This is a genomic window from Arthrobacter sp. G.S.26 (genome assembly GCF_050847375.1).
In the GTDB taxonomy this organism is placed as follows: domain Bacteria; phylum Actinomycetota; class Actinomycetes; order Actinomycetales; family Micrococcaceae; genus Arthrobacter.
The window spans coordinates 1458757-1476308 of sequence record NZ_CP193752.1 but is presented as its reverse complement, the minus strand read 5'-3'; the positions used below and the strand labels follow the sequence as shown (position 1 = coordinate 1476308).

Sequence of the window (17552 nt, the reverse complement as noted above, 5' to 3'; positions counted from 1 at the left end):
TCAGCCGGACCGCACCGCGTCCAAGGCTGAGCGGACGGCTTCAACTGCGATGTCCACTTCCGCCGCAGCGGTGTGCCAGTTGCTCACCGATACCCTCAGGATGTCCCGGTCCCGCCACCGCGAGCCCGACATCCACACCCTGCCGTCGCTGATGATGCGGGCGGTCACGGCCCTTGTGGTGGCATCGTCGCCGAACGCGAGGCACACCTGGGTATAGCCGACGTCGTTCAGGACTTCCACGCCGTCCACACCGGCCAGCCCTGCCGCGATATCCGCGGCCGCCGTCGCGAGCCCCTCGATCTGGGCGGCCACGCCGTCCCTGCCCAGGCTCTTCAGCGCGGCCCACACGGGTACACCGCGGGCGCGGCGTGAAAGTTCCGGGACCTTTTCGAACGGATCGCCGGGGCCTTCGGCGTCGTGGATCAGGTAGCTGGCGTGCAGGCCCATGGCTGAGCGGAGCGCCGAGGCGTCCCGGACAATGGCAATCCCGCAGTCGTAGGGCACGTTGAGGGTCTTGTGCGCGTCGGTTCCCCACGAATCGGCGTCCTCGTAGCCGCGGGTCAGGTGCCGGAGCCCCGGCGCTGCCGCCGCCCACAGGCCAAAGGCCCCGTCCACGTGGACCCACGCGCCGTGCCTGCGGGCCACGCTGATGGCCTCGGGGAAGGGGTCGAAGGCGCCCGAGTGCAGGTTTCCCGCCTGCAGGCACACCAACGCCGGGCCGGACCCCGCGGCCAGGGCCGCCTCAAGGGCCGCCGGTTCCAACCGGCCCTGCGCGTCGGCAGCCACCACGTCAGGCCGGCCCAGCCCCAGGTAGCGCAGGCCCAGGTCCACGGTGTCATGCCGTTCCCTGCCCACGAAACACCGCACTTTGGGCGCCCCCGTCAGCCCGTCGCGGTCCACGTCCCACCCGGCATCGGCCAGGAGCCGCCACCTTGCGGCGGCCATCCCGGTGAAGTTGGCCATGGTGGCCCCCGTGGCGAATCCGACGTCGGCACCGGCCGGGAGGCCCAGCAGTTCCAGGATCCATGCCCCGGCGCTCTCTTCAATGGCCGCCATGGCGGGCGTGGCGTAGCGGAGTCCGGCGTTCTGGTCCCAGGCGCTGACCAGCCAGTCAGAGGCCAGGGCGGCGGGAAGGGTGCCGCCCATGACCCAACCAAAGAACCTGCCCGAGGGGATGGCCATCAATCCCGGTTCGGCGGTCCGGGCCAGGAGGTCCACCACATCGCCGGCGGGCATCCCCCGGGCTGGTATTGGTCCGCCGAAAGCTGTTGCGAGGTCGTGGGCGGTGGCGCTGGGACCTACGGGCCGGTCAGGAAGGCTCTGCAGCCAGGCAGCCGCATGGCGGGCTGCCGCATCCAGGGCCGGGGCATACCCGTCGTCGCCGTTTGACATACCAGCATGCTACGCCCGGCGGCAGGCCGCCAGGCAGGCGTCAGGCGAAGTTTTCCTGCCACACGTCCAGGCCGAGTTTGATGATGAGGGCAGCCACCACCACCAGGAACACCACCCGGACAAATTTGCTGCCCTTGCTGACGGCGGTCCTGGCGCCCAGGTACCCGCCGGCCATGTTCGCCGCGCCGAGCAGGAGGCCAAGGCCCCAGAGGATGGATCCGTGCGGCATAAAAAACAGCAGGGCGCCGGCATTGGTGGCCATGTTGACGATTTTGGCCTTGGCGCTGGCCTCGAGGAATGCGTAGCCCATGGCGGAGACCAACGCGATCACCAGGAAGGACCCCGTGCCGGGCCCGATCAGGCCGTCATAAAAACCGATGACGGCACCGATCAGGCACGCCACCACATAATGCTTGTGCCCGTCATGGCGCAGCGCCGTGATCCCGCCGATGTCCGGTTTCAACGCCGTGAACAGGGCCACAGCCACCAGCGCCGTGATGATGATGGGCTTGAACACCCCGGCGGGCAGGGTGGCCGCCAGGATGGCACCGCCGAAGCTGCCCGCCAACGCGATCGCCGCCATGGGCAGGGCCGTCCGGAGATCCGGCCGCACCCGGCGGTAATAGGTGGTGGCGCTGGTGGCCGTTCCGAAAATGGAACCCAACTTGTTGGTGGCCAGCGCCTGCACGGGCGTGATGCCCGGGACCAGCAGCAGGGCCGGCAGCTGGATCAGGCCGCCGCCGCCCACCACCGCATCCACCCAGCCGGCCGCGAATCCGGCCAGCACCAACAACAGGAGCGTTGTCAGCTCCAGGGATTCAAGACCCATCGCGGACCCGGGTCAGTTGCCGCGGACGGCTGCGACGACGTAGTCCACGGCCTTCTCTACCGCCACGTTTTCCGCGTCGCCGCTGCGGCGGTCCTTGATCTCCACCACGCCGTCCGCCAGGCCGCGGCCCACGGCGAGGATGGTGGGCACACCCAGGAGTTCGGCGTCGCCGAACTTCACCCCGGGGGAAACCTTGGGCCGGTCATCGTAAATGACGTCCAGTCCGGCAGCTTCCAGGTCCTGTGCCAGCTGGCCGGCGGTAGCGAAGATTTCCTCACCGCGGCCGACGGCGACCACGTGGACGTCCGCCGGTGCCACCGCGCGGGGCCACACGAGGCCCCGGTCGTCGTGGTTGGCTTCGGCCAGTGCCGCCACGGCCCGGGTGACACCCACGCCGTAGGAGCCCATGGTGACGGTGACCTGCTTGCCGTTCTGGTCCAGGACCTTCAGTTCCAGGGCTTCGGCGTACTTCCGGCCGAGCTGGAAGATGTGGCCCATCTCGATGCCGCGGGCGGTCTCCAGGGGGCCGGAGCCGTCAGGGGCAGGATCGCCGGCGCGGACGTCGGTGCACTCGATGGCGCCGTCCCAGCCGAAGTCCCGGCCGGCCACCAGGCCAAAGACGTGCTTGCCGGCTTCGTTGGCGCCGGTGATCCAGGCGGAGCCACTGACAACCCGGGGATCCACGAGGTACAGCATCCCGGCAGTGCCTTCGGCGCCCAGCAGGGCAGCGTCGAGGCTCATGCCGGGGCCAAGGTAGCCCTTGACGATCAGCGGGTTCTTCTTGAGGTCCACATCGTTGGCGGCTTCCAGGCCGATTTCGCCGCTGATGGGCAGGTACGAGCCGATGTTGGCCTCAACCCGCTTGAGGTCAACGTTCCGGTCGCCGGGCAGGCCGATGGCCACAAGCTGCCGCTCGCCGGTGGGCAGCGTCACGGCGATGACCACGTTCTTCAGCGTGTCCGCGGCAGTCCAGGGACCGCCGTCGGCCTCGCTGCGCGGAGCGAGCTGGTTGGCGGCGTTGACCAGGGTCTCGATGGTGGGGGTGTCCGGCGTATCGAGGACCTCGGCGGCGGGCGCGGCGCTGAAGTCGATGTCCGCGGGCACCACGGTGGTCACGGCTTCGACGTTCGCGGCGTATCCGCCGGCGGAGCGCACAAACGTGTCTTCGCCGATCTCGGTGGGGAACAGGAACTCTTCGCTCCGGGATCCGCCCATGGCACCGGCGGTGGCGGAGACGGGAAGGACTTCAAGGCCGAGGCGCGCGAAGATCTTCAGGTATGCACCGCGGTGGGCAGCGTAGCTGGCGTCCAGGCCGGCGTCGTCCACGTCGAAGGAGTACGAATCCTTCATGATGAACTCGCGGCCGCGCAGCAACCCTGCCCGGGGACGGGCTTCATCGCGGTACTTGTTCTGGATCTGGTAGAGGCTCAGGGGCAGGTCCTTGTACGAGGAGTACAGATCCTTGACCAGCAGCGTGAACATTTCCTCGTGCGTGGGGGCCAGCAGGTAGTCCGCACCCTTGCGGTCCTGGAGCCGGAACAGGCCCTCGCCGTACTCGGTCCAGCGGTTGGTGGCCTCGTAGGGCTCGCGGGGCAGCAGCGCGGGGAAATGCACTTCCTGCGCGCCGATGGCCGACATTTCCTGCCGGATGATTTCCTCGACCTTGCGCAGCACGCTCAGGCCCAGCGGCAGCCAGGTGTAGATGCCGGGCGCTGCCCGCCGGATGTAGCCGGCGCGGACCAGGAGCTTGTGGCTGGCCACCTCGGCGTCGACGGGATCTTCACGCAGGGTGCGCAGGAAAAGCTGGGACATTCTTTGGACCACGGGTGGTATCCGTTTCTGGGGAGGTGCTGGATCAGCAAAGCCGGGCATGTTTTGTCTGGGAACCAATCTACCGGTTCAGCGCGCCCTATCCCGGCGGCGACCTGCCCGCCTCAGTAGAGCCACGCCCGGTACTGCAAAGCCCCTGGCCCCCAAAAGGCTGGTCATCGCATCCGGGCGTGGCTCAACGCCGTGACCGCCGTTGTTCCGGCGTGGACCGCTGAGACCGCCCACGCCACTCCAGCGCAGCTAGGTCGAACCTATGTGATGCCGCCCACATTCACAAGTTTTCTCTTGGCTACCGACCCATTGACCCGGACCTTTCGCGGGCTTAACTTTAATTCATCAGGTGATGAATTAGGTGCGGTGGTACCTGGCAGCCTGCTCCCCCGCATGGAGGCGGACATGACTCATTCGGCAGCAGCCGGAAACGGCATCGGGACGGCCGGCGTGGCGGTCTCGGCCCGAGGCCTGCAGGTAATCCGGGGGAAAATCCCCGTGCTGCGCGGCCTGGATTTCGAGATCCCCTCGGGCCGCATCACCGGCCTGCTGGGTCCCTCAGGTAGCGGCAAAACCACCCTGATGCGGGCCATCGTTGGCGTTCAGGTGGTCTCCGCCGGAACGGTGCAGGTCCTTGGGCTGGCTGCAGGTGACCCAGCCCTGCGGCACCGGGTGGGTTACGTGACCCAGTCAGCCAGCATCTACCCGGACCTGAGCGTTGAGGCGAACGTCCGTTATTTCGGCGCCATGCACAAAAAGAAGAAAGCCGATGTCGCGGAGGCGATTGCCGCCGTCGGACTCGACCAGTTGGCCAGGCGCAAGGCGGCCGATCTCTCAGGCGGGCAGCTCAGCCGGGTGTCGCTGGCCTGCGCGCTGGTGGCGCACCCCCGGCTCCTGGTCCTGGACGAACCCACGGTGGGCCTGGACCCGGTGCTGCGCGCCGAACTTTGGGAACGCTTCCGGGCCATGGCCGATTCCGGCACCACCTTGCTGGTATCAAGCCACGTGATGGAGGAGGCCAGCCACTGCGGGACACTGCTGCTGCTGCGCGAAGGGGAACTGCTGGCCCGGCTGACGCCGGCCGAATTGAGCCTGCGTGGCCGCAGCCAGGACCTGGAGAAAGCATTCCTGGCCATCATCCGCGAATCGGAGCAGAGGGTCGACGCCCTGGACGGGAAGGTGCTGTGATGGATGCTGCAATGCTGATGGCCACCGCCCGGCGGGTCCTGGAGCAACTGCGCCACGACCACCGCAGCGTGGGCCTGATCCTGGTGGTTCCCGCGCTGCTGCTGACCGCCGTCTACTTCCTGTATGAAAACGAGACGCTCCTGCCCGGCCAGCCACGGACCTTCGACAGGGTTGGCCTGATGATGCTGGTGATCTTCCCGTTTGTGGTGATGTTCCTGGTCACCTCCATCACGATGCTCCGGGAACGGACCACCGGGACGCTGGAGCGGCTGCTCACCACGCCGGTGCACAAGGCGGACCTGCTGTTCGGCTACGGCCTGGCGTTCTCCATCATGGCTGCCCTGCAGTCGCTGGTGGCCACGGCCGTGGCGTATTGGATCTTTGGCCTGGCGATCAAGGGCTCCCCCGGCTATGTGGTGCTGATCGCCGTGCTCAACGCCGTCCTGGGGGTGGCGCTGGGGCTGTTGTGTTCGGCGTTTGCCCGGACCGAGTTCCAAGCGGTGCAGTTCATGCCGGTGGTGGTGGTTCCACAGATCCTGCTGTGCGGGCTTTTTGTGGCCAGGGACCGGATGAACGAGGTGTTGGAGGCAATCTCCAATGTGCTGCCGCTGACGTTTTCCGTGGACGCGCTGCAGGAGATCGCCCGAAATGAGGCAGCGACGGAACGGCTCTGGCAGGATGCGGGCATTATGGCGGCCATCGTGCTGGGCGTCCTGGTGCTGGCCGCGATGACGCTGCGCCGGCGCAGCGCGTGAGTCCATCCGCCGGCGGTACCGGCGGTACCGGCGGCACCCGGCGCGGCCGCCGTGGCGGCGCCGGGGCTTCCCGCGCCCACATCCTCGATGCCGCCCGGCGGTTGTTCGCAGAACACGGGTTCGAGGGGACCAGCCTGCGTCAGGTGGCCAGGCTGGCCGGGGTTGATCCCGCCATGGTCCATCATTTCTTCGAGAGCAAGGAAGAACTTTTTACGCTCAGCGTCGAATTGCCGGCCGATCCCGAACTGGTACTGGCCGGGGTGTCCGGCTCCGACCCGGAGCACCGTGCGGAGCTGATTGTCCAGGCAGTGCTGCGGCTATGGGAAAGCCCTGCCCAGCCGAGCCTGGTGGCGTTCATCCGCGGGACCCTGGGATCCACGGCAAGGACCGCGCTGCTGCGCGACCTGGTCAGCCGCAGGGTCATCCGCCGTGTGGTGACCGGCCTGCCCGGGACACCCGCGGAAGTGGCACTCCGCGGGGACCTGGTGGCAACGCAGATGGTTGGCCTGATGATGGTGCGCTACGTTATCCGGCTGGAACCGCTGGCGTCCGCGGCACCGGCGGAGGTGGTCCGCCTGATAGCCCCGAACGTCCAGCGGTACCTGACCGGTGACCTGGGTCCCGCGGCCGGCTTACCGGATGGCGCCGGCCCTAAGTGATGGCGCCGGCGTTACTTGATCAGCGCGGCGGCGGAGTCGAGCAGCGCGCCGGCCCGTTCCGCGGCATCAGCTTCGGTGGCTCCGCCGGTGGCCACAGACGACACCAGGACACCGTTCTTGGCAACCATCGCGGTCACCACGGACTGCACGGTGCCACCCGGAACCGTGGTGTCCGTGCGGTAGGCCACCGTGTCCGGCGAGGTGCCAACGCCGTCGAGGACCTCGATTTTCACCGCGACCGCGGTTCCCTGCACCGTCATGGTCATTTCAGCACAGTTCTTCAGGTCGGCGCCCTGGGACATGGCCTTCTCCAGGAAGGCCTGGTCCTGGCCGGAAACCAGGGACAGCGCAACCACGCCGCCGGTGGCCGCGTCGGTGCTCTGGCCTGCGGCCAAGGCGAGGCCTTCGGCGTCCGGCACCGTCCCGCCGGCGGCCAGCTGCTTGCACTCTGCCGGCTCCACCTCGATGGAGGAAATCAGTTCCTTGGTCTGGGCCAGGGTGGTTTCGACGTCAGTGACGGGCAGGATCTGAAGTTTGTTGCCGGCCGTGTCCTCAAGCTGTTCGAGGATGCCAGCCAGGTCAGCCGCCGTGTATTCCTTGGCCTCTTCGGTCTTGGCCGGTTCGCTGGCGGCCGCTGCGGATGAGCCGCCTGAAGCCGGGCCGCCGGACGCCGAAGCGCCGTCTGCCGGAGCATCTGCAGGGCTTGAACATCCGGATACAACAAGTGCGAGCAGGGCTGTCGCCCCGAGTGTCAGCGGTGCCGTGAACTTCATCATTTCCCCCAATGGATTTAAAGCAGGACCCGATGGCCCACTAGAAAAGCACTGTAGCGAAAGTTCCCACCTGCCGGAAGCCGACACGTTCATAGGTTGACCGGGCACGGGCGTTGAACCCGTTGACGTACAGGCTGGTTACAGGCGCGAAGGCACGTGCGTGTTCCACCACGGCGGCCATATAGCCGGCACTCAGGCCGCGGCCGCGGTAGTCCGGGTTCATCCAGACGCCCTGCACCTGGGTGGCGTCCTGGGTGACAGCGCCGAGTTCGGCCTTGAACACCACGTCCCCGGCGTAGTTGAGGTGCGCCAGCGAGTGTCCCTGCCGGATGAGGCCCTCCACCCGGCGGCTGTAGAACTCCCTGCCGCCAAGGAACGGCGAGTAGCCTACTTCCTCTTCAAACATGGCGGCGCATGCGGGCAGGATCCGGTCAAAGTCGGCCAGGTTGCCCCGCTGCAGGCCCGGATTGGGTTCCACCTGCGGCGGACCGGCAATGGTCATCAGCGGTTGCTCGTCCCGGACTTCGTGGGCGCGGTGGCCGCGCTGGACCAGTTCGGCGTGGAGGGCCAGCACGGCCGGCGCCGGACCGAAGGCCGAGGCGTAGCGGCGCCCTGAGGTGCTGGCCACCTCAGCCACGGGGCCGGCCAGGGCAGGATCCAGCTGGACCGGGACCAGGTTGGCCCCGGCCCAGCAGGCACCCACCAGGATGCCGTCGTCGAGGACTCCAATGATCCCGGCGCCGCCGGTGGTGGGCGCGGCCGTCCCCGTCGTTTTCAGGTGCGCCAGGATAAACACGTTGGTGACGGGGTCCTGCTCCGCGAGGCGGCGAAGGGCAGCCGTGTCCTGGCTGTCAAGCGTCCGGACCGAAATACCCGGCGGGTCGGTGGCGTCCTTACGAGACGCTAACCACGGGGCTACCCTTGACAGCATCTTCGCCATCGGCCTCCCCCATCTCTTTCGCGATACGCATGGCCTCTTCGATCAGTGTCTCAACAATTTCGCTTTCGGGCACAGTCTTGATGACTTCGCCCTTCACAAAGATCTGGCCCTTGCCGTTGCCTGAGGCCACACCAAGATCCGCCTCGCGGGCCTCGCCGGGACCGTTGACAACGCAGCCCATCACGGCCACCCGCAGCGGGATCTCCATGCCCTCCAGGCCGGCGGTGACCTGCTCGGCGAGCGTGTAGACATCCACCTGCGCGCGCCCGCAGGAGGGGCAGGAAACAATCTCGAGCTTGCGGGGGCGCAGGTTCAACGATTGCAGGATCTGGTTTCCCACCTTGATTTCCTCCACCGGCGGGGCCGAGAGGGAAACCCGGATGGTGTCGCCGATCCCGCGCGAGAGCAGGGCGCCGAACGCGGTGGCTGACTTGATGGTGCCCTGGAAGGCGGGGCCCGCCTCGGTGACGCCGAGGTGCAGCGGCCAGTCACCCTGCTCGGCCAGCATCTCGTAGGCGGCCACCATGATCACGGGATCATTGTGCTTCACGGAAATCTTGAAGTCGTGGAAGCCGTGTTCCTCGAACAGCGAGGCTTCCCAGACCGCGGATTCGACCAGGGCTTCGGGTGTGGCTTTGCCGTACTTCTTCAGGATTCCCGGTTCCAGCGAGCCGGCGTTGACACCGATGCGGATGGAGGTGCCGTGGTCCTTCGCGGCGCGGGCGATTTCCTTGACCTGGTCATCGAACTTGCGGATGTTGCCCGGGTTCACGCGGACTGCCGCGCAACCGGCCTCGATGGCGGCGAACACGTACTTGGGCTGGAAGTGGATGTCCGCGATGACCGGGATCTGCGACTTCCGCGCGATGATGGGCAGCGCCTCGGCATCGTCCGCGGACGGGCAGGCCACGCGCACAATGTCGCAGCCGGACGCCGTCAGTTCAGCAATCTGCTGCAGCGTGGCGTTGATGTCGGTGGTGGGGGTGGTGGTCATCGACTGCACGCTGATGGGCGAGTCCGAGCCCACCCCGACAGAGCCGACCTTGATCTGGCGCGTCTTGCGGCGGGGGGCAAGGACGGGCGGCGGTGCTGACGGCATTCCCAGGCTGACCGAGGTCACGAGAGGCTCCTTGAGTTTGAGGGGTGGAGAGGGGCTACGCGCTGTGTCCGGCCAGCTGGCCGGTCACGGGTGACCATTCGGTGATCCGGGTGCCGGCAATCACGCCGGCGGCGGCGAAGGGATCCTGCTTGAGGATCGAATTCAGCGCTGCCTCATCGGCTGCCTTGAAGATGAGCAGCGCGCCTGCGCCGTCACCGTAGGGGCCACTGGCCAGGATGGCGCCGTCGTCCGCGAGACCTGCGGTCCATTCCCGGTGGGCCGGCCGGGCCTGGTTCCGGTCTTCGGTGGAGTTGGCGGTGTACACGTACTCAACGGCAAAAACTGTCATACCGATACCCTATCTCCACTCCGGCCCGCACCCATCCGCCCGCCAGGCTTGTGGGCCGTTCAGGAGAGGAAGAGGACCTTGACCACGGCGCCGGTTCCGGCGGCCCAGAGCATCGACGTCAGGGTTCCGATGATGAACCGCTCCGCCGCGACAGGAGTTTCCTTCAGCTCGGCGAACCGGCCCAGGCCCTTGATGGCCACGATGTAGGCGATGGCCACCGGCTGGCCGGTGAGGATCGCCAGGCACACACCGAGCCGCTCCAGCACACCAATGATCGCCCCGCCGCGCAGGATGCGCTGGCCGCTCCCCTGCGGGCCGGGAGCGGACGACGCCGGCTGGTCCCGCGGGGCGGTCAGTTCACCGTCCACGTTCTGGGAACCCCGGTCCGGGGCAGGGCGCGCCGGCCGCACCGGGTCCACGGTGACGTCAGCGGCAGGGTCCTCGGCTTTCCGCCGGGAATCCTCCGCAGCCTTGGCCGCATCCGCCCTTTCGTCGATGGTCCTGGCCAGCCTGAAGACCAGCGCCGTGACCGGCCAGCCGGCGAAACCGGCAACGGCCAGCGCGCTGACAACCCAGAAGGCATCCATCAGATCCCCTCCCCTGACGCGCCGGTTCCGGCAGGATTCCCGCCAACCCGCAGGCGGGCGAAGTCCAACAGCATTTCCGCGGCCGGCCTGGCCGCCCATTCCTCCTGCCAGCCGGACCTCAGCACGGTCCGGCTCACGGATTGCTCGGTGATTCCCAGTTCCGCCGCAACCTGCTTCTGGGTGCCATGCCGGCCGGGTCCGTGGCGGTGCAGGGCGTCCACCACCCGCCACTGGGCCTCGGTCCGCTCTTGGACGATCCTGCCCAGGAGCCGCAGCACGGCCTCGGCATTGGCGCATTCACGTGTTCCCATGCCGGCACCTCCGTCCTTGTCCGCCCGGTTCCTTGCTTCCCTGCCCATGGTCCCGGGGACCACTGACAATGGCACCTGCGAGCCGGCGGCCTTGGCCTGTTCCACGGCTTTCCGGGCCGCCACGAATCCTGTTCCGGCCCCCTCCCGGGGGCTCGCGCCGGCGTCGAGCTCCACCGTTCCCACGCCGATGCCCACGTACCAGTGCCCGGTGCGGAGGGCGAACAGGGCGATGTCCACCACGTGCGCGGCGTCCGGCACCACCCCCTGGACCTCGTCGCCCACTGACCGTTCAAAGCCGGTGGGGCCAAGGCGCGCCAACGCCGCAATGAAATCCGGGACACGGTCCCGGTCACCGGTACTGCCGCGCTGGTCGATGGTCATCACGAACATGCCACAACCATATGCGTCTTACTATTGGGAATCAATCATTTATGACTGATTACCTGAAATCAGCCGTGTGGTGCTTTGTCAGCCGAACAGGTTGACGGGTTTGACAATGTCCGCGTAAATCAACAGCGCACTCATCCCCATCAACAGGACGGCCACCACATAGGTCACGGGCAACAGCTTGGCGATGTCGAAGGCTCCCGGGTCCGGCCGGCCGAACAGCTTGGCCAGCCGGCGCCTCGCACCTTCGTACAGCGCACCGGCCACGTGCCCGCCGTCGAGCGGCAGCAGCGGCACCAGGTTGAAAACGCCCAAGGCAAAGTTCAGGCCGGCCAGGAGCCCGATCAGGGTGGCAATCCTCGCATCCGCCGGAACCTCCTCCATGGCCGCCACCTCGCCGGCGACGCGTCCCACGCCCACCACGGAGATGGGCCCGTTGGGATCGCGTGGTTCCTCGCTGAAGGCGGCTTTCGCCACCCCCACCACGCGGGCGGGGAGGTTCAGGATGACCCCTGCCACCTGCCGGATGTTTTCCCCGGCCATGGGCAGGACGGACGACGCCGGCTGGGGCACCAGCGCGGTCTGCGCACCGATGCCAAGGAAGCCGACGTCCTGGTAGCGGAGGGTGCCGGCGTCGTCGGTTGCCTGGCGGCCGTCAGCGCCCACGATGGGACGCGCGGACAGGACCGGCGTCACGGTGGTGGCCACTTCGGCGCCGTTCCGCTCAACGGTGATGGGAACTTCCCGGCCCGCCGAAGCGCGGATCCTTTCGGTGAGCTGGTCCCAGCCGGTGACGGTCCAGCCGTCGAACGAGGTCACCGTGTCATTGGGCTGGAGGCCGGCCGCCGCAGCGGGCGTCAGCTGGCAGTCTGCCGAATCCGGATCCACGGTTTCGCCGGCAGCGACCTGGCATTTGGAGACATCGGAGATGGTGGTGGTTGCTGTGGGCGAACCGAATCCCATCAAAAGGACGGCCGTCAACAGGATGCCCAGCACGAAGTTCATGGCGGGCCCGCCCAGCATGATGGTGATTTTTTTCCAGACCGGCAACCGGTAAAACACCCTGTTGCCGTCCTCCGGACCAACTTCCTCATGGGCCATTGACCGGGCTTCGGTGGCCAGGGTCTGGAACATGCCGGTGCTGGAGGGCCGGACCGTTCCGTCGTCCTTGTTTGGCGGATACATCCCGATCATGGACACGTAGCCGCCCAGCGGGATGGCTTTGACGCCGTACTCGGTCTCGCCCTTCCGCCGGGACCACAGGGTGGGCCCGAAGCCGATCATGTACTTGGTCACGCGGACCTTAAAGAGCTTGGCAGGCAGGAGGTGGCCCACCTCGTGCAGCGCGATGGAGGCGGCGATGCCGAGTGCCACGACGAGGACGCCGAGGATAAAAAGGAGAACGGTGGTCATGGCGGTGCTGCTGCTTCCTTAGAGACTGCGAAGTGCTAAACGATCCTGGGCGCGGGCGCGTGCCCAGCCTTCAGCATCCAACACGGATTCCACCGTCAGCCCGGAGGAACCTGAATGTTCGCTGAGGACGGCCTCAACGGTGTCCACAATGTCAGTGAACCGGATCCGGCCGGCGTGGAAAGCCGTGACGGCTTCCTCGTTGGCGGCGTTGAAGACCGCAGGGAACGTGCTGCCCTGTTTGGCGGCGTCCTTGGCGAGGTCAACGGCGGGGAAGGCCGCCACGTCCAGCGGTTCGAAAGTCCAACTGGCGGCCTTGGTCCAGTCGCAGGCCGACGCGGCCTGGGGTACCCGGTCCGGCCAGCCAAGGCCCAGGGCGATGGGCAGGCGCATGTCCGGCGGAGAGGCCTGGGCGATCACCGAGCCGTCAACGAACTGGACCATGGAGTGCACCACCGACTGCGGATGGACCACAACGTCGATCCGGTCCAACGGAACGTCGAAGAGGAGGTGCGCCTCGATGACTTCCAGCCCCTTGTTCACCAGGGTGGCCGAGTTGGTAGTGACCATTACGCCCATGTCCCAGGTGGGGTGCGCCAGGGCCTCACTGGGCGTGACACCGTGCAGGCTGTCCCGGGTGCGGCCCCGGAACGGCCCGCCCGAGGCCGTAAGGATGAGTTTTTCCACTTCCCCGGCGGACCCCGCGCGCAGGCACTGCGCGATAGCCGAGTGTTCGGAGTCGACCGGCACGATCTGGCCCGGCCGGGCGGCGGCCTTCACCAGGGCGCCGCCTACGATCAGTGACTCCTTGTTCGCCAGGGCCAGGGTTGCGCCGGACTTCAGCGCTGCCAGCGTGGGCGCCAGTCCGATTGATCCGGTGATGCCGTTCAGGACCACGTCCGCGTCCAGGCCTGCGATGTCAGCGGCGGCGTCCGGGCCGGAGAGGATCCGGGGCCGGTAGCCGGGGCGGCCCGCGGCGGCGGCTGCTTCCGCGATCAGCCGGGCCAGGACGCCGGGATCCCCGGCAGCGATGCCTATGGTGGCGGCGCCCGTGTGGACGGCCTGCCTGGCCAGGAGGTCCAGGTTGGCCCCGCCGGCACTGAGGGCCACAACCTCGAAAAGGTGCGGGGCGCCGTCGACGACGTCAATCGCCTGGGTGCCGATGGAACCGGTGGATCCGAGGATGACGATTCTGCGTGGCTGCATGGGTTAAGTATCCCGCACCAACCTTGACCTCCGGACGGGGCGGCGTAGCGTGGACCGTGTGGACTGGCTGGGCTGGTTTGATGCGCCGGAATACGGGTTCGCCCGGCAGGTGCTGCAACGGGGTGTGGCGGGCCTGTACTTTGTGGCGTTCCTGTCCTCCCTGAACCAGTTCCCCGCGTTGGTTGGGACGCATGGACTCTTACCCGTCCCCGACTACCTGGCCCGCGGCAGGCTGCGGCGGCCAACACTGTTCAGCCTGCATTACTCGGACGGGTTGCTGCGGGGTGTGTGCGCCGCGGGCCTGGGGATTTCGGCGCTGCTGGTGGCCGGCGTCCCCCAGTGGGGCCCGCCCTGGGTTCCACTGCTGGCGTTCCTTGCCTTGTGGGCGCTCTACATGTCGATCGTCAATGTTGGCCGTACGTTTTACGGCTTTGGCTGGGAGATGCTGCTGCTGGAGGCAGGCTTTACGGTGGCGTTCCTCGGTTCGGACCAGACCGACCCGCCGCGGACCATCCTGCTCCTCCTCGCGTGGCTGGTGTTCCGGCTGGAGTTCGGGGCCGGCATGATCAAGATCCGGGGCGGGCGCGAATGGCACGATTTAACAGCCCTGTACTACCACCATGAGACCCAGCCGATGCCCGGGCCGCTGAGCCGCCAGGCGCACCTGCTGCCCAAGCAGCTGCACAGGATCGAGGTGCTGGGCAACCATTTCGCGCAACTGGTGGTTCCGTTTTTCCTTTTTGCGCCCCAGCCCCTGGCCTCGGCGGCCGCCGCCGTTGTGGTCCTGACCCAGCTGTGGCTGGTGGCCACCGGGAACTTCGCGTGGCTGAACTGGATGGCCATGGTGCTCGCGTTCGCGGCGGTCAGCGACCCTGTGGTGCACGCCCTGATACCGGCCATCCCCGTGGGCGGGCAGGGTCCTGGCCTGGGCCCGGTGGGCCCCGCGCCGGCGACTCCGCTGTGGTGGCTGGCCATCACCCTGGCCGCCACGGTGCTGCTGCTGGTCCTCAGCTACCGGCCGCTGCGCAACCTGCTCTCCCGGCGGCAGCTGATGAACGCCAGCTTCAACCGCTGGCAGCTGGTCAACGCCTACGGGGCGTTCGGCACCGTTACCCGCCGGCGCGTGGAAATTGTTGTGGAAGGAACCCTGGACAGCAGCCCCGGTGCCGGCTCGCAGTGGCTCGAGTATGCCTTTAAGGGAAAGCCCGGGGACGTCAACCGGATTCCCCGGCAGTGGGCGCCGTACCACCTGCGGCTGGACTGGCTGATGTGGTTCCTGCCGTTGCGGACGGTGCACGAGGACTGGTTTTACGCGTTCCTTACCCGGCTGCTGGAGGCGGACCGGGCCACCCTGCGGCTCCTCCGCCACGACCCGTTCGACGGCGTCCCGCCACAATGGGTGCGGGTGCATAGCTACCACTACCGTTTCGCCAGCCGGGAGGAGTACCGGGCCACCGGCGCGCGGTGGGTCCGCACGTTCCTGCATGAATCGGTGCCGCCCACGTCCCTGCGGCGGGCCGGCCGGTGAGGGCAGGCCGGGTCAGCCGGTGAAGGCAGGCCGGGTCAACACCGCGAAAGCAGGCCAGGCCGGCGAAGGCAGGCAGGTCGGCGTTACTGCATCAGCCGTTTTGGGCGGCGCGGCGCAGGGTGGCCTCGGCATGTTTGAGGATGGGCCCGTCGATCATTTTTCCTTCAAACGCGAAGACGCCGGAGTTGGCCGCCGCCGCAGCCGACAGCAGGGCCTGCGCCGCTTCGATGTCCGCCGCCGATGGGGCGTAGGCTGCCCGGACGGCAGCCACCTGTGCCGGATGGATACAGGCTTTGGACCCGAACCCGGATGCCACGGCGTCCGCTGATTCCACTGCCAGCCCAGCCACGTCCGGAATGTCCACGTAGACGGAATCCACTGCCTCCTTGCCGAAGGCCCGGGCGGCCAGCAGCACGGCTGAACGCGCGTGCAGTGCCACAGCACGGTAGCCGCCGTCGGCCATCCTGCTGGAGGTGCCGCCCAAGGTCGCCAGCAGGTCCTCGGCACCCCACATCAGTGCCACAACGTTGGGAGCCGCCGCTATGGCCGGGGCATTAAGGATCCCCAGTGCCGTTTCGCACAGGGCGATGACCTGGTAGCCCTCAAGGGCCTCGAGCTGCGCGGCGCTTTCCGCCTTGGCCAGCATGACTGTCCGGTACGGCGTGTGGGCCAGGCAGTGCAGGTCCTTGGCGAACTCTTCCGTGCCGGCGGGGTTGATGCGGACGATGGTCCTGCTCGGGTCCAGCTCCGGGCCCTCCCCGGCTCCGAGCTGGGCCAGGATAGCGCCGCGGGCACGCTGTTTCTCCGCCGGGGCCACGGCATCCTCGAGGTCCAGGATGACGGCGTCCGCTCGGTCAGCAGCCTTCTGGTACCGCTCCGGCCGGTCCGCAGGGCAGAAGAGCAGGGCGGGTCCCATCAAAAAAGTCATACCGGTATTGTGCCTTGTCCGCCAGCCGCTGTGGTGGCTTCCCGGGCGTTGCCCTGCTGGCCGGCGTGCGCCTCCCGGGTCCACATCAGGCAACTGCGGGTGGCCAGGGCCACCACGGTACCGTCCTGGTTGCGGCCGGTGTGCGCCATGGTGGCGATGCCCTGCCCCGGCCGCGAACCGGACAGGCGCTTCCCCGTGATGACCGTCTCCGTGTAGAGCGTGTCGCCGTGGTACAGCGGGTGCGGGAAGGAGACGTCCGTGAGGCCCAGCTGGGCCACGATGGTGCCCTGGGTCAGCTGCGTGACGGATTGGCCCACCACCGTGGCCAACGTGAACATGGAGTTGACCAGCCGCTGGCCGAAGGGCTGGCCGGCGCTCCAGGCGGCATCGAGGTGCAGGGCCTGGGTGTTCATGGTGAGGGTGGTGAACAGGACGTTGTCCGCCTCGGTGACGGTGCGGCCCGGCCGGTGGGCGTACAGCACGCCTTCTTCGAGTTCGTCGAAGTAGAGGCCCCGCTGTTCAATGACGCGCCGCTCCTGCTGGCCTTCCGGGGGCCGGTGCGTGCCGCTGGTTCCGGTGCTCATACCGTCAGTTCCTGGTCTTCCTCGAAAAGTTCGGCGCCGGTGGCCGCTGCCACGTCGGCCAGCGAGACGTCCGGTGCCAGTTCGCGGAGTACCAGCCGGGACCCGGAAGGATCACGGACCACGTCAATCACGGCGAGGTCGGTGATGATCCGGTCCACGCAGCCCTTGCCGGTGAGCGGCAGCGAGCACTCCTGGACGATTTTGGGGTTACCGCTGCGGTCCACGTGCTCCATCATCACAATCACTTTTTTGGCGCCAAACACCAGGTCCATGGCGCCGCCCATGCCTTTGACCATCCGGCCGGGGATCATCCAGTTGGCCAGGTCGCCGTTGGCGGCGACTTCCATGGCGCCGAGGACGGCGACGTCCACATGGCCACCCCGGATCATGCCGAAGGAGGCTGCGGAGTCGAAGAACGCCGCTCCCCTGTTGACGGTGACGGTCTCCTTGCCGGCGTTGATCAGGTCCGGGTCCACCGCGTCCTCGGCCGGGTACGGGCCCACCCCCAGGATGCCGTTTTCGGAGTGGAGGACCACTTCGACGCCAACCGGAATGTAGTTGGGAATCAGGGTGGGCATGCCGATCCCCAGGTTCACGTACTGCCCGTTGCGCAGCTCCCGGGCCACCCGGGCAGCGAGCTCGTTCCGGCTCCAGCCCTTGGCGGCGCCCTGTTGCCCTGGTTCCCCGGCGGCCGCCCCTTGGCCGCCGGCTGCCCCTGAACCCGGGCCGCCCTGGTGGGTTGCCCGCCGGTAACCGGGCCGGATGGCCTCGGGCCGGGGCGCGTCAATGCTGTTGGGGTCCGCCAT

At 67.8% G+C, this 17552-nt stretch carries 18 protein-coding genes; 4 read left to right on the top strand and 14 right to left on the bottom strand.

Annotated features, from left to right (window positions below; translation table 11 throughout):
- Genes ACRB8A_RS06715 through ACRB8A_RS06705 form a run of 3 tightly spaced genes read right to left on the bottom strand, consistent with a single transcriptional unit; the run spans position 1 to position 4045 of the window.
- Positions 1–1392: a pyridoxal phosphate-dependent decarboxylase family protein gene (locus ACRB8A_RS06715; RefSeq protein ID WP_056598928.1), complete on the bottom strand. Its 1392-nt coding sequence runs from the start codon at positions 1390–1392 to the stop codon at positions 1–3.
- Between the two features lie 40 nt (positions 1393–1432).
- Positions 1433–2221: a sulfite exporter TauE/SafE family protein gene (locus ACRB8A_RS06710; protein WP_056598933.1), complete on the bottom strand. Its 789-nt coding sequence runs from the start codon at positions 2219–2221 to the stop codon at positions 1433–1435.
- 12 nt (positions 2222–2233) lie between these two features.
- Positions 2234–4045 (bottom strand): proline--tRNA ligase, encoded by a 1812-nt coding sequence (locus ACRB8A_RS06705; protein ID WP_050687605.1) that lies wholly within the window; start codon positions 4043–4045, stop codon positions 2234–2236.
- Between the two features lie 402 nt (positions 4046–4447).
- Between ACRB8A_RS06705 and ACRB8A_RS06700 the strand changes: the two genes are divergently transcribed.
- Genes ACRB8A_RS06700 through ACRB8A_RS06690 form a run of 3 tightly spaced genes read left to right on the top strand, consistent with a single transcriptional unit; the run spans position 4448 to position 6644 of the window.
- Positions 4448–5230 carry an ABC transporter ATP-binding protein gene (locus ACRB8A_RS06700; RefSeq protein ID WP_050687603.1) on the top strand — a complete coding sequence of 261 codons (783 nt, stop codon included), beginning with the start codon at positions 4448–4450 and terminating at the stop codon, positions 5228–5230.
- An 11-nt stretch (positions 5231–5241) separates the two neighbouring features.
- Positions 5242–5985: an ABC transporter permease gene (locus tag ACRB8A_RS06695; protein ID WP_432246020.1), complete on the top strand. Its 744-nt coding sequence runs from the start codon at positions 5242–5244 to the stop codon at positions 5983–5985.
- Positions 5982–6644 carry a TetR family transcriptional regulator gene (locus ACRB8A_RS06690; RefSeq protein ID WP_432245872.1) on the top strand — a complete coding sequence of 221 codons (663 nt, stop codon included), beginning with the start codon at positions 5982–5984 and terminating at the stop codon, positions 6642–6644. The genes ACRB8A_RS06695 and ACRB8A_RS06690 overlap by 4 nt, the downstream gene beginning before the upstream one ends.
- An 11-nt stretch (positions 6645–6655) precedes the next feature.
- Here ACRB8A_RS06690 and ACRB8A_RS06685 read toward each other — a convergent pair whose 3' ends face one another.
- The 8 genes from ACRB8A_RS06685 to dxr form a co-directional block, all read right to left on the bottom strand.
- Positions 6656–7420 carry a hypothetical protein gene (locus ACRB8A_RS06685; RefSeq protein WP_432245871.1) on the bottom strand — a complete coding sequence of 255 codons (765 nt, stop codon included), beginning with the start codon at positions 7418–7420 and terminating at the stop codon, positions 6656–6658.
- Between the two features lie 37 nt (positions 7421–7457).
- A complete protein-coding gene (locus ACRB8A_RS06680) occupies positions 7458–8348 on the bottom strand; it encodes a DUF4081 domain-containing GNAT family N-acetyltransferase (protein WP_285240954.1) in 891 nt (296 codons plus the stop codon).
- The gene (ispG, locus tag ACRB8A_RS06675; protein WP_432245870.1) at positions 8311–9477 is read right to left on the bottom strand and encodes a flavodoxin-dependent (E)-4-hydroxy-3-methylbut-2-enyl-diphosphate synthase; all 1167 of its coding nucleotides are present in this window, start codon (positions 9475–9477) and stop codon (positions 8311–8313) included. The genes ACRB8A_RS06680 and ispG overlap by 38 nt, the downstream gene beginning before the upstream one ends.
- 34 nt (positions 9478–9511) lie before the next feature.
- The gene (locus tag ACRB8A_RS06670; RefSeq protein WP_050687595.1) at positions 9512–9805 is read right to left on the bottom strand and encodes a YciI family protein; all 294 of its coding nucleotides are present in this window, start codon (positions 9803–9805) and stop codon (positions 9512–9514) included.
- Between the two features lie 59 nt (positions 9806–9864).
- Positions 9865–10392, bottom strand: coding sequence for a hypothetical protein (locus tag ACRB8A_RS06665; RefSeq protein ID WP_432245869.1), 528 nt, complete (start codon positions 10390–10392; stop codon positions 9865–9867).
- Positions 10392–11093, bottom strand: coding sequence for a MarR family transcriptional regulator (locus tag ACRB8A_RS06660; RefSeq protein WP_056598941.1), 702 nt, complete (start codon positions 11091–11093; stop codon positions 10392–10394). Before ACRB8A_RS06660 ends, ACRB8A_RS06665 begins: the two co-directional genes overlap by 1 nt.
- 78 nt (positions 11094–11171) lie before the next feature.
- Complete coding sequence (locus tag ACRB8A_RS06655; RefSeq protein ID WP_050687589.1) at positions 11172–12503, bottom strand: M50 family metallopeptidase; 1332 nt, start codon at positions 12501–12503, stop codon at positions 11172–11174.
- An 18-nt stretch (positions 12504–12521) separates the two neighbouring features.
- A complete protein-coding gene (dxr, locus tag ACRB8A_RS06650) occupies positions 12522–13706 on the bottom strand; it encodes a 1-deoxy-D-xylulose-5-phosphate reductoisomerase (RefSeq protein ID WP_050687587.1) in 1185 nt (394 codons plus the stop codon).
- Between the two features lie 58 nt (positions 13707–13764).
- Here dxr and ACRB8A_RS06645 point away from each other — a divergent pair, with 58 nt between their 5' ends.
- Complete coding sequence (locus ACRB8A_RS06645) at positions 13765–15234, top strand: lipase maturation factor family protein (RefSeq protein WP_050687644.1); 1470 nt, start codon at positions 13765–13767, stop codon at positions 15232–15234.
- Between the two features lie 91 nt (positions 15235–15325).
- Here the strand turns inward: ACRB8A_RS06645 and ACRB8A_RS06640 are convergent, their stop codons facing one another.
- From ACRB8A_RS06640 to ACRB8A_RS06630, 3 genes are read right to left on the bottom strand one after another with little or no spacing between them, the layout of a single operon-like run.
- Positions 15326–16162: an HpcH/HpaI aldolase/citrate lyase family protein gene (locus tag ACRB8A_RS06640; protein ID WP_285240910.1), complete on the bottom strand. Its 837-nt coding sequence runs from the start codon at positions 16160–16162 to the stop codon at positions 15326–15328.
- Entirely contained in the window at positions 16159–16746 is a 588-nt protein-coding gene (locus ACRB8A_RS06635) for a MaoC family dehydratase (protein ID WP_050687583.1), read from the bottom strand. The genes ACRB8A_RS06640 and ACRB8A_RS06635 overlap by 4 nt, the downstream gene beginning before the upstream one ends.
- Positions 16743–17552 (bottom strand): CoA transferase subunit B, encoded by an 810-nt coding sequence (locus tag ACRB8A_RS06630; protein ID WP_050687581.1) that lies wholly within the window; start codon positions 17550–17552, stop codon positions 16743–16745. Before ACRB8A_RS06630 ends, ACRB8A_RS06635 begins: the two co-directional genes overlap by 4 nt.

What these genes read in the sequence shown, in the direction of transcription:
- ACRB8A_RS06715 (WP_056598928.1), bottom strand. Translation starts at nt 1,392, where the DNA reads ATGTCAAACGGCGACGACGGGTATGCCCCGGCCCTGGATGCGGCAGCC.
- ACRB8A_RS06710 (WP_056598933.1), bottom strand. Translation starts at nt 2,221, where the DNA reads ATGGGTCTTGAATCCCTGGAGCTGACAACGCTCCTGTTGTTGGTGCTG.
- ACRB8A_RS06700 (WP_050687603.1), top strand. Translation starts at nt 4,448, where the DNA reads ATGACTCATTCGGCAGCAGCCGGAAACGGCATCGGGACGGCCGGCGTG.
- ACRB8A_RS06695 (WP_432246020.1), top strand. Translation starts at nt 5,242, where the DNA reads ATGCTGATGGCCACCGCCCGGCGGGTCCTGGAGCAACTGCGCCACGAC.
- ACRB8A_RS06685 (WP_432245871.1), bottom strand. Translation starts at nt 7,420, where the DNA reads ATGATGAAGTTCACGGCACCGCTGACACTCGGGGCGACAGCCCTGCTC.
- ACRB8A_RS06680 (WP_285240954.1), bottom strand. Translation starts at nt 8,348, where the DNA reads ATGCTGTCAAGGGTAGCCCCGTGGTTAGCGTCTCGTAAGGACGCCACC.
- ACRB8A_RS06670 (WP_050687595.1), bottom strand. Translation starts at nt 9,805, where the DNA reads ATGACAGTTTTTGCCGTTGAGTACGTGTACACCGCCAACTCCACCGAA.
- ACRB8A_RS06665 (WP_432245869.1), bottom strand. Translation starts at nt 10,392, where the DNA reads ATGGATGCCTTCTGGGTTGTCAGCGCGCTGGCCGTTGCCGGTTTCGCC.
- ACRB8A_RS06660 (WP_056598941.1), bottom strand. Translation starts at nt 11,093, where the DNA reads ATGTTCGTGATGACCATCGACCAGCGCGGCAGTACCGGTGACCGGGAC.
- ACRB8A_RS06655 (WP_050687589.1), bottom strand. Translation starts at nt 12,503, where the DNA reads ATGACCACCGTTCTCCTTTTTATCCTCGGCGTCCTCGTCGTGGCACTC.
- dxr (WP_050687587.1), bottom strand. Translation starts at nt 13,706, where the DNA reads ATGCAGCCACGCAGAATCGTCATCCTCGGATCCACCGGTTCCATCGGC.
- ACRB8A_RS06640 (WP_285240910.1), bottom strand. Translation starts at nt 16,162, where the DNA reads ATGACTTTTTTGATGGGACCCGCCCTGCTCTTCTGCCCTGCGGACCGG.
- ACRB8A_RS06635 (WP_050687583.1), bottom strand. Translation starts at nt 16,746, where the DNA reads ATGAGCACCGGAACCAGCGGCACGCACCGGCCCCCGGAAGGCCAGCAG.
- ACRB8A_RS06630 (WP_050687581.1), bottom strand. Translation starts at nt 17,552, where the DNA reads ATGGCGGACCCCAACAGCATTGACGCGCCCCGGCCCGAGGCCATCCGG.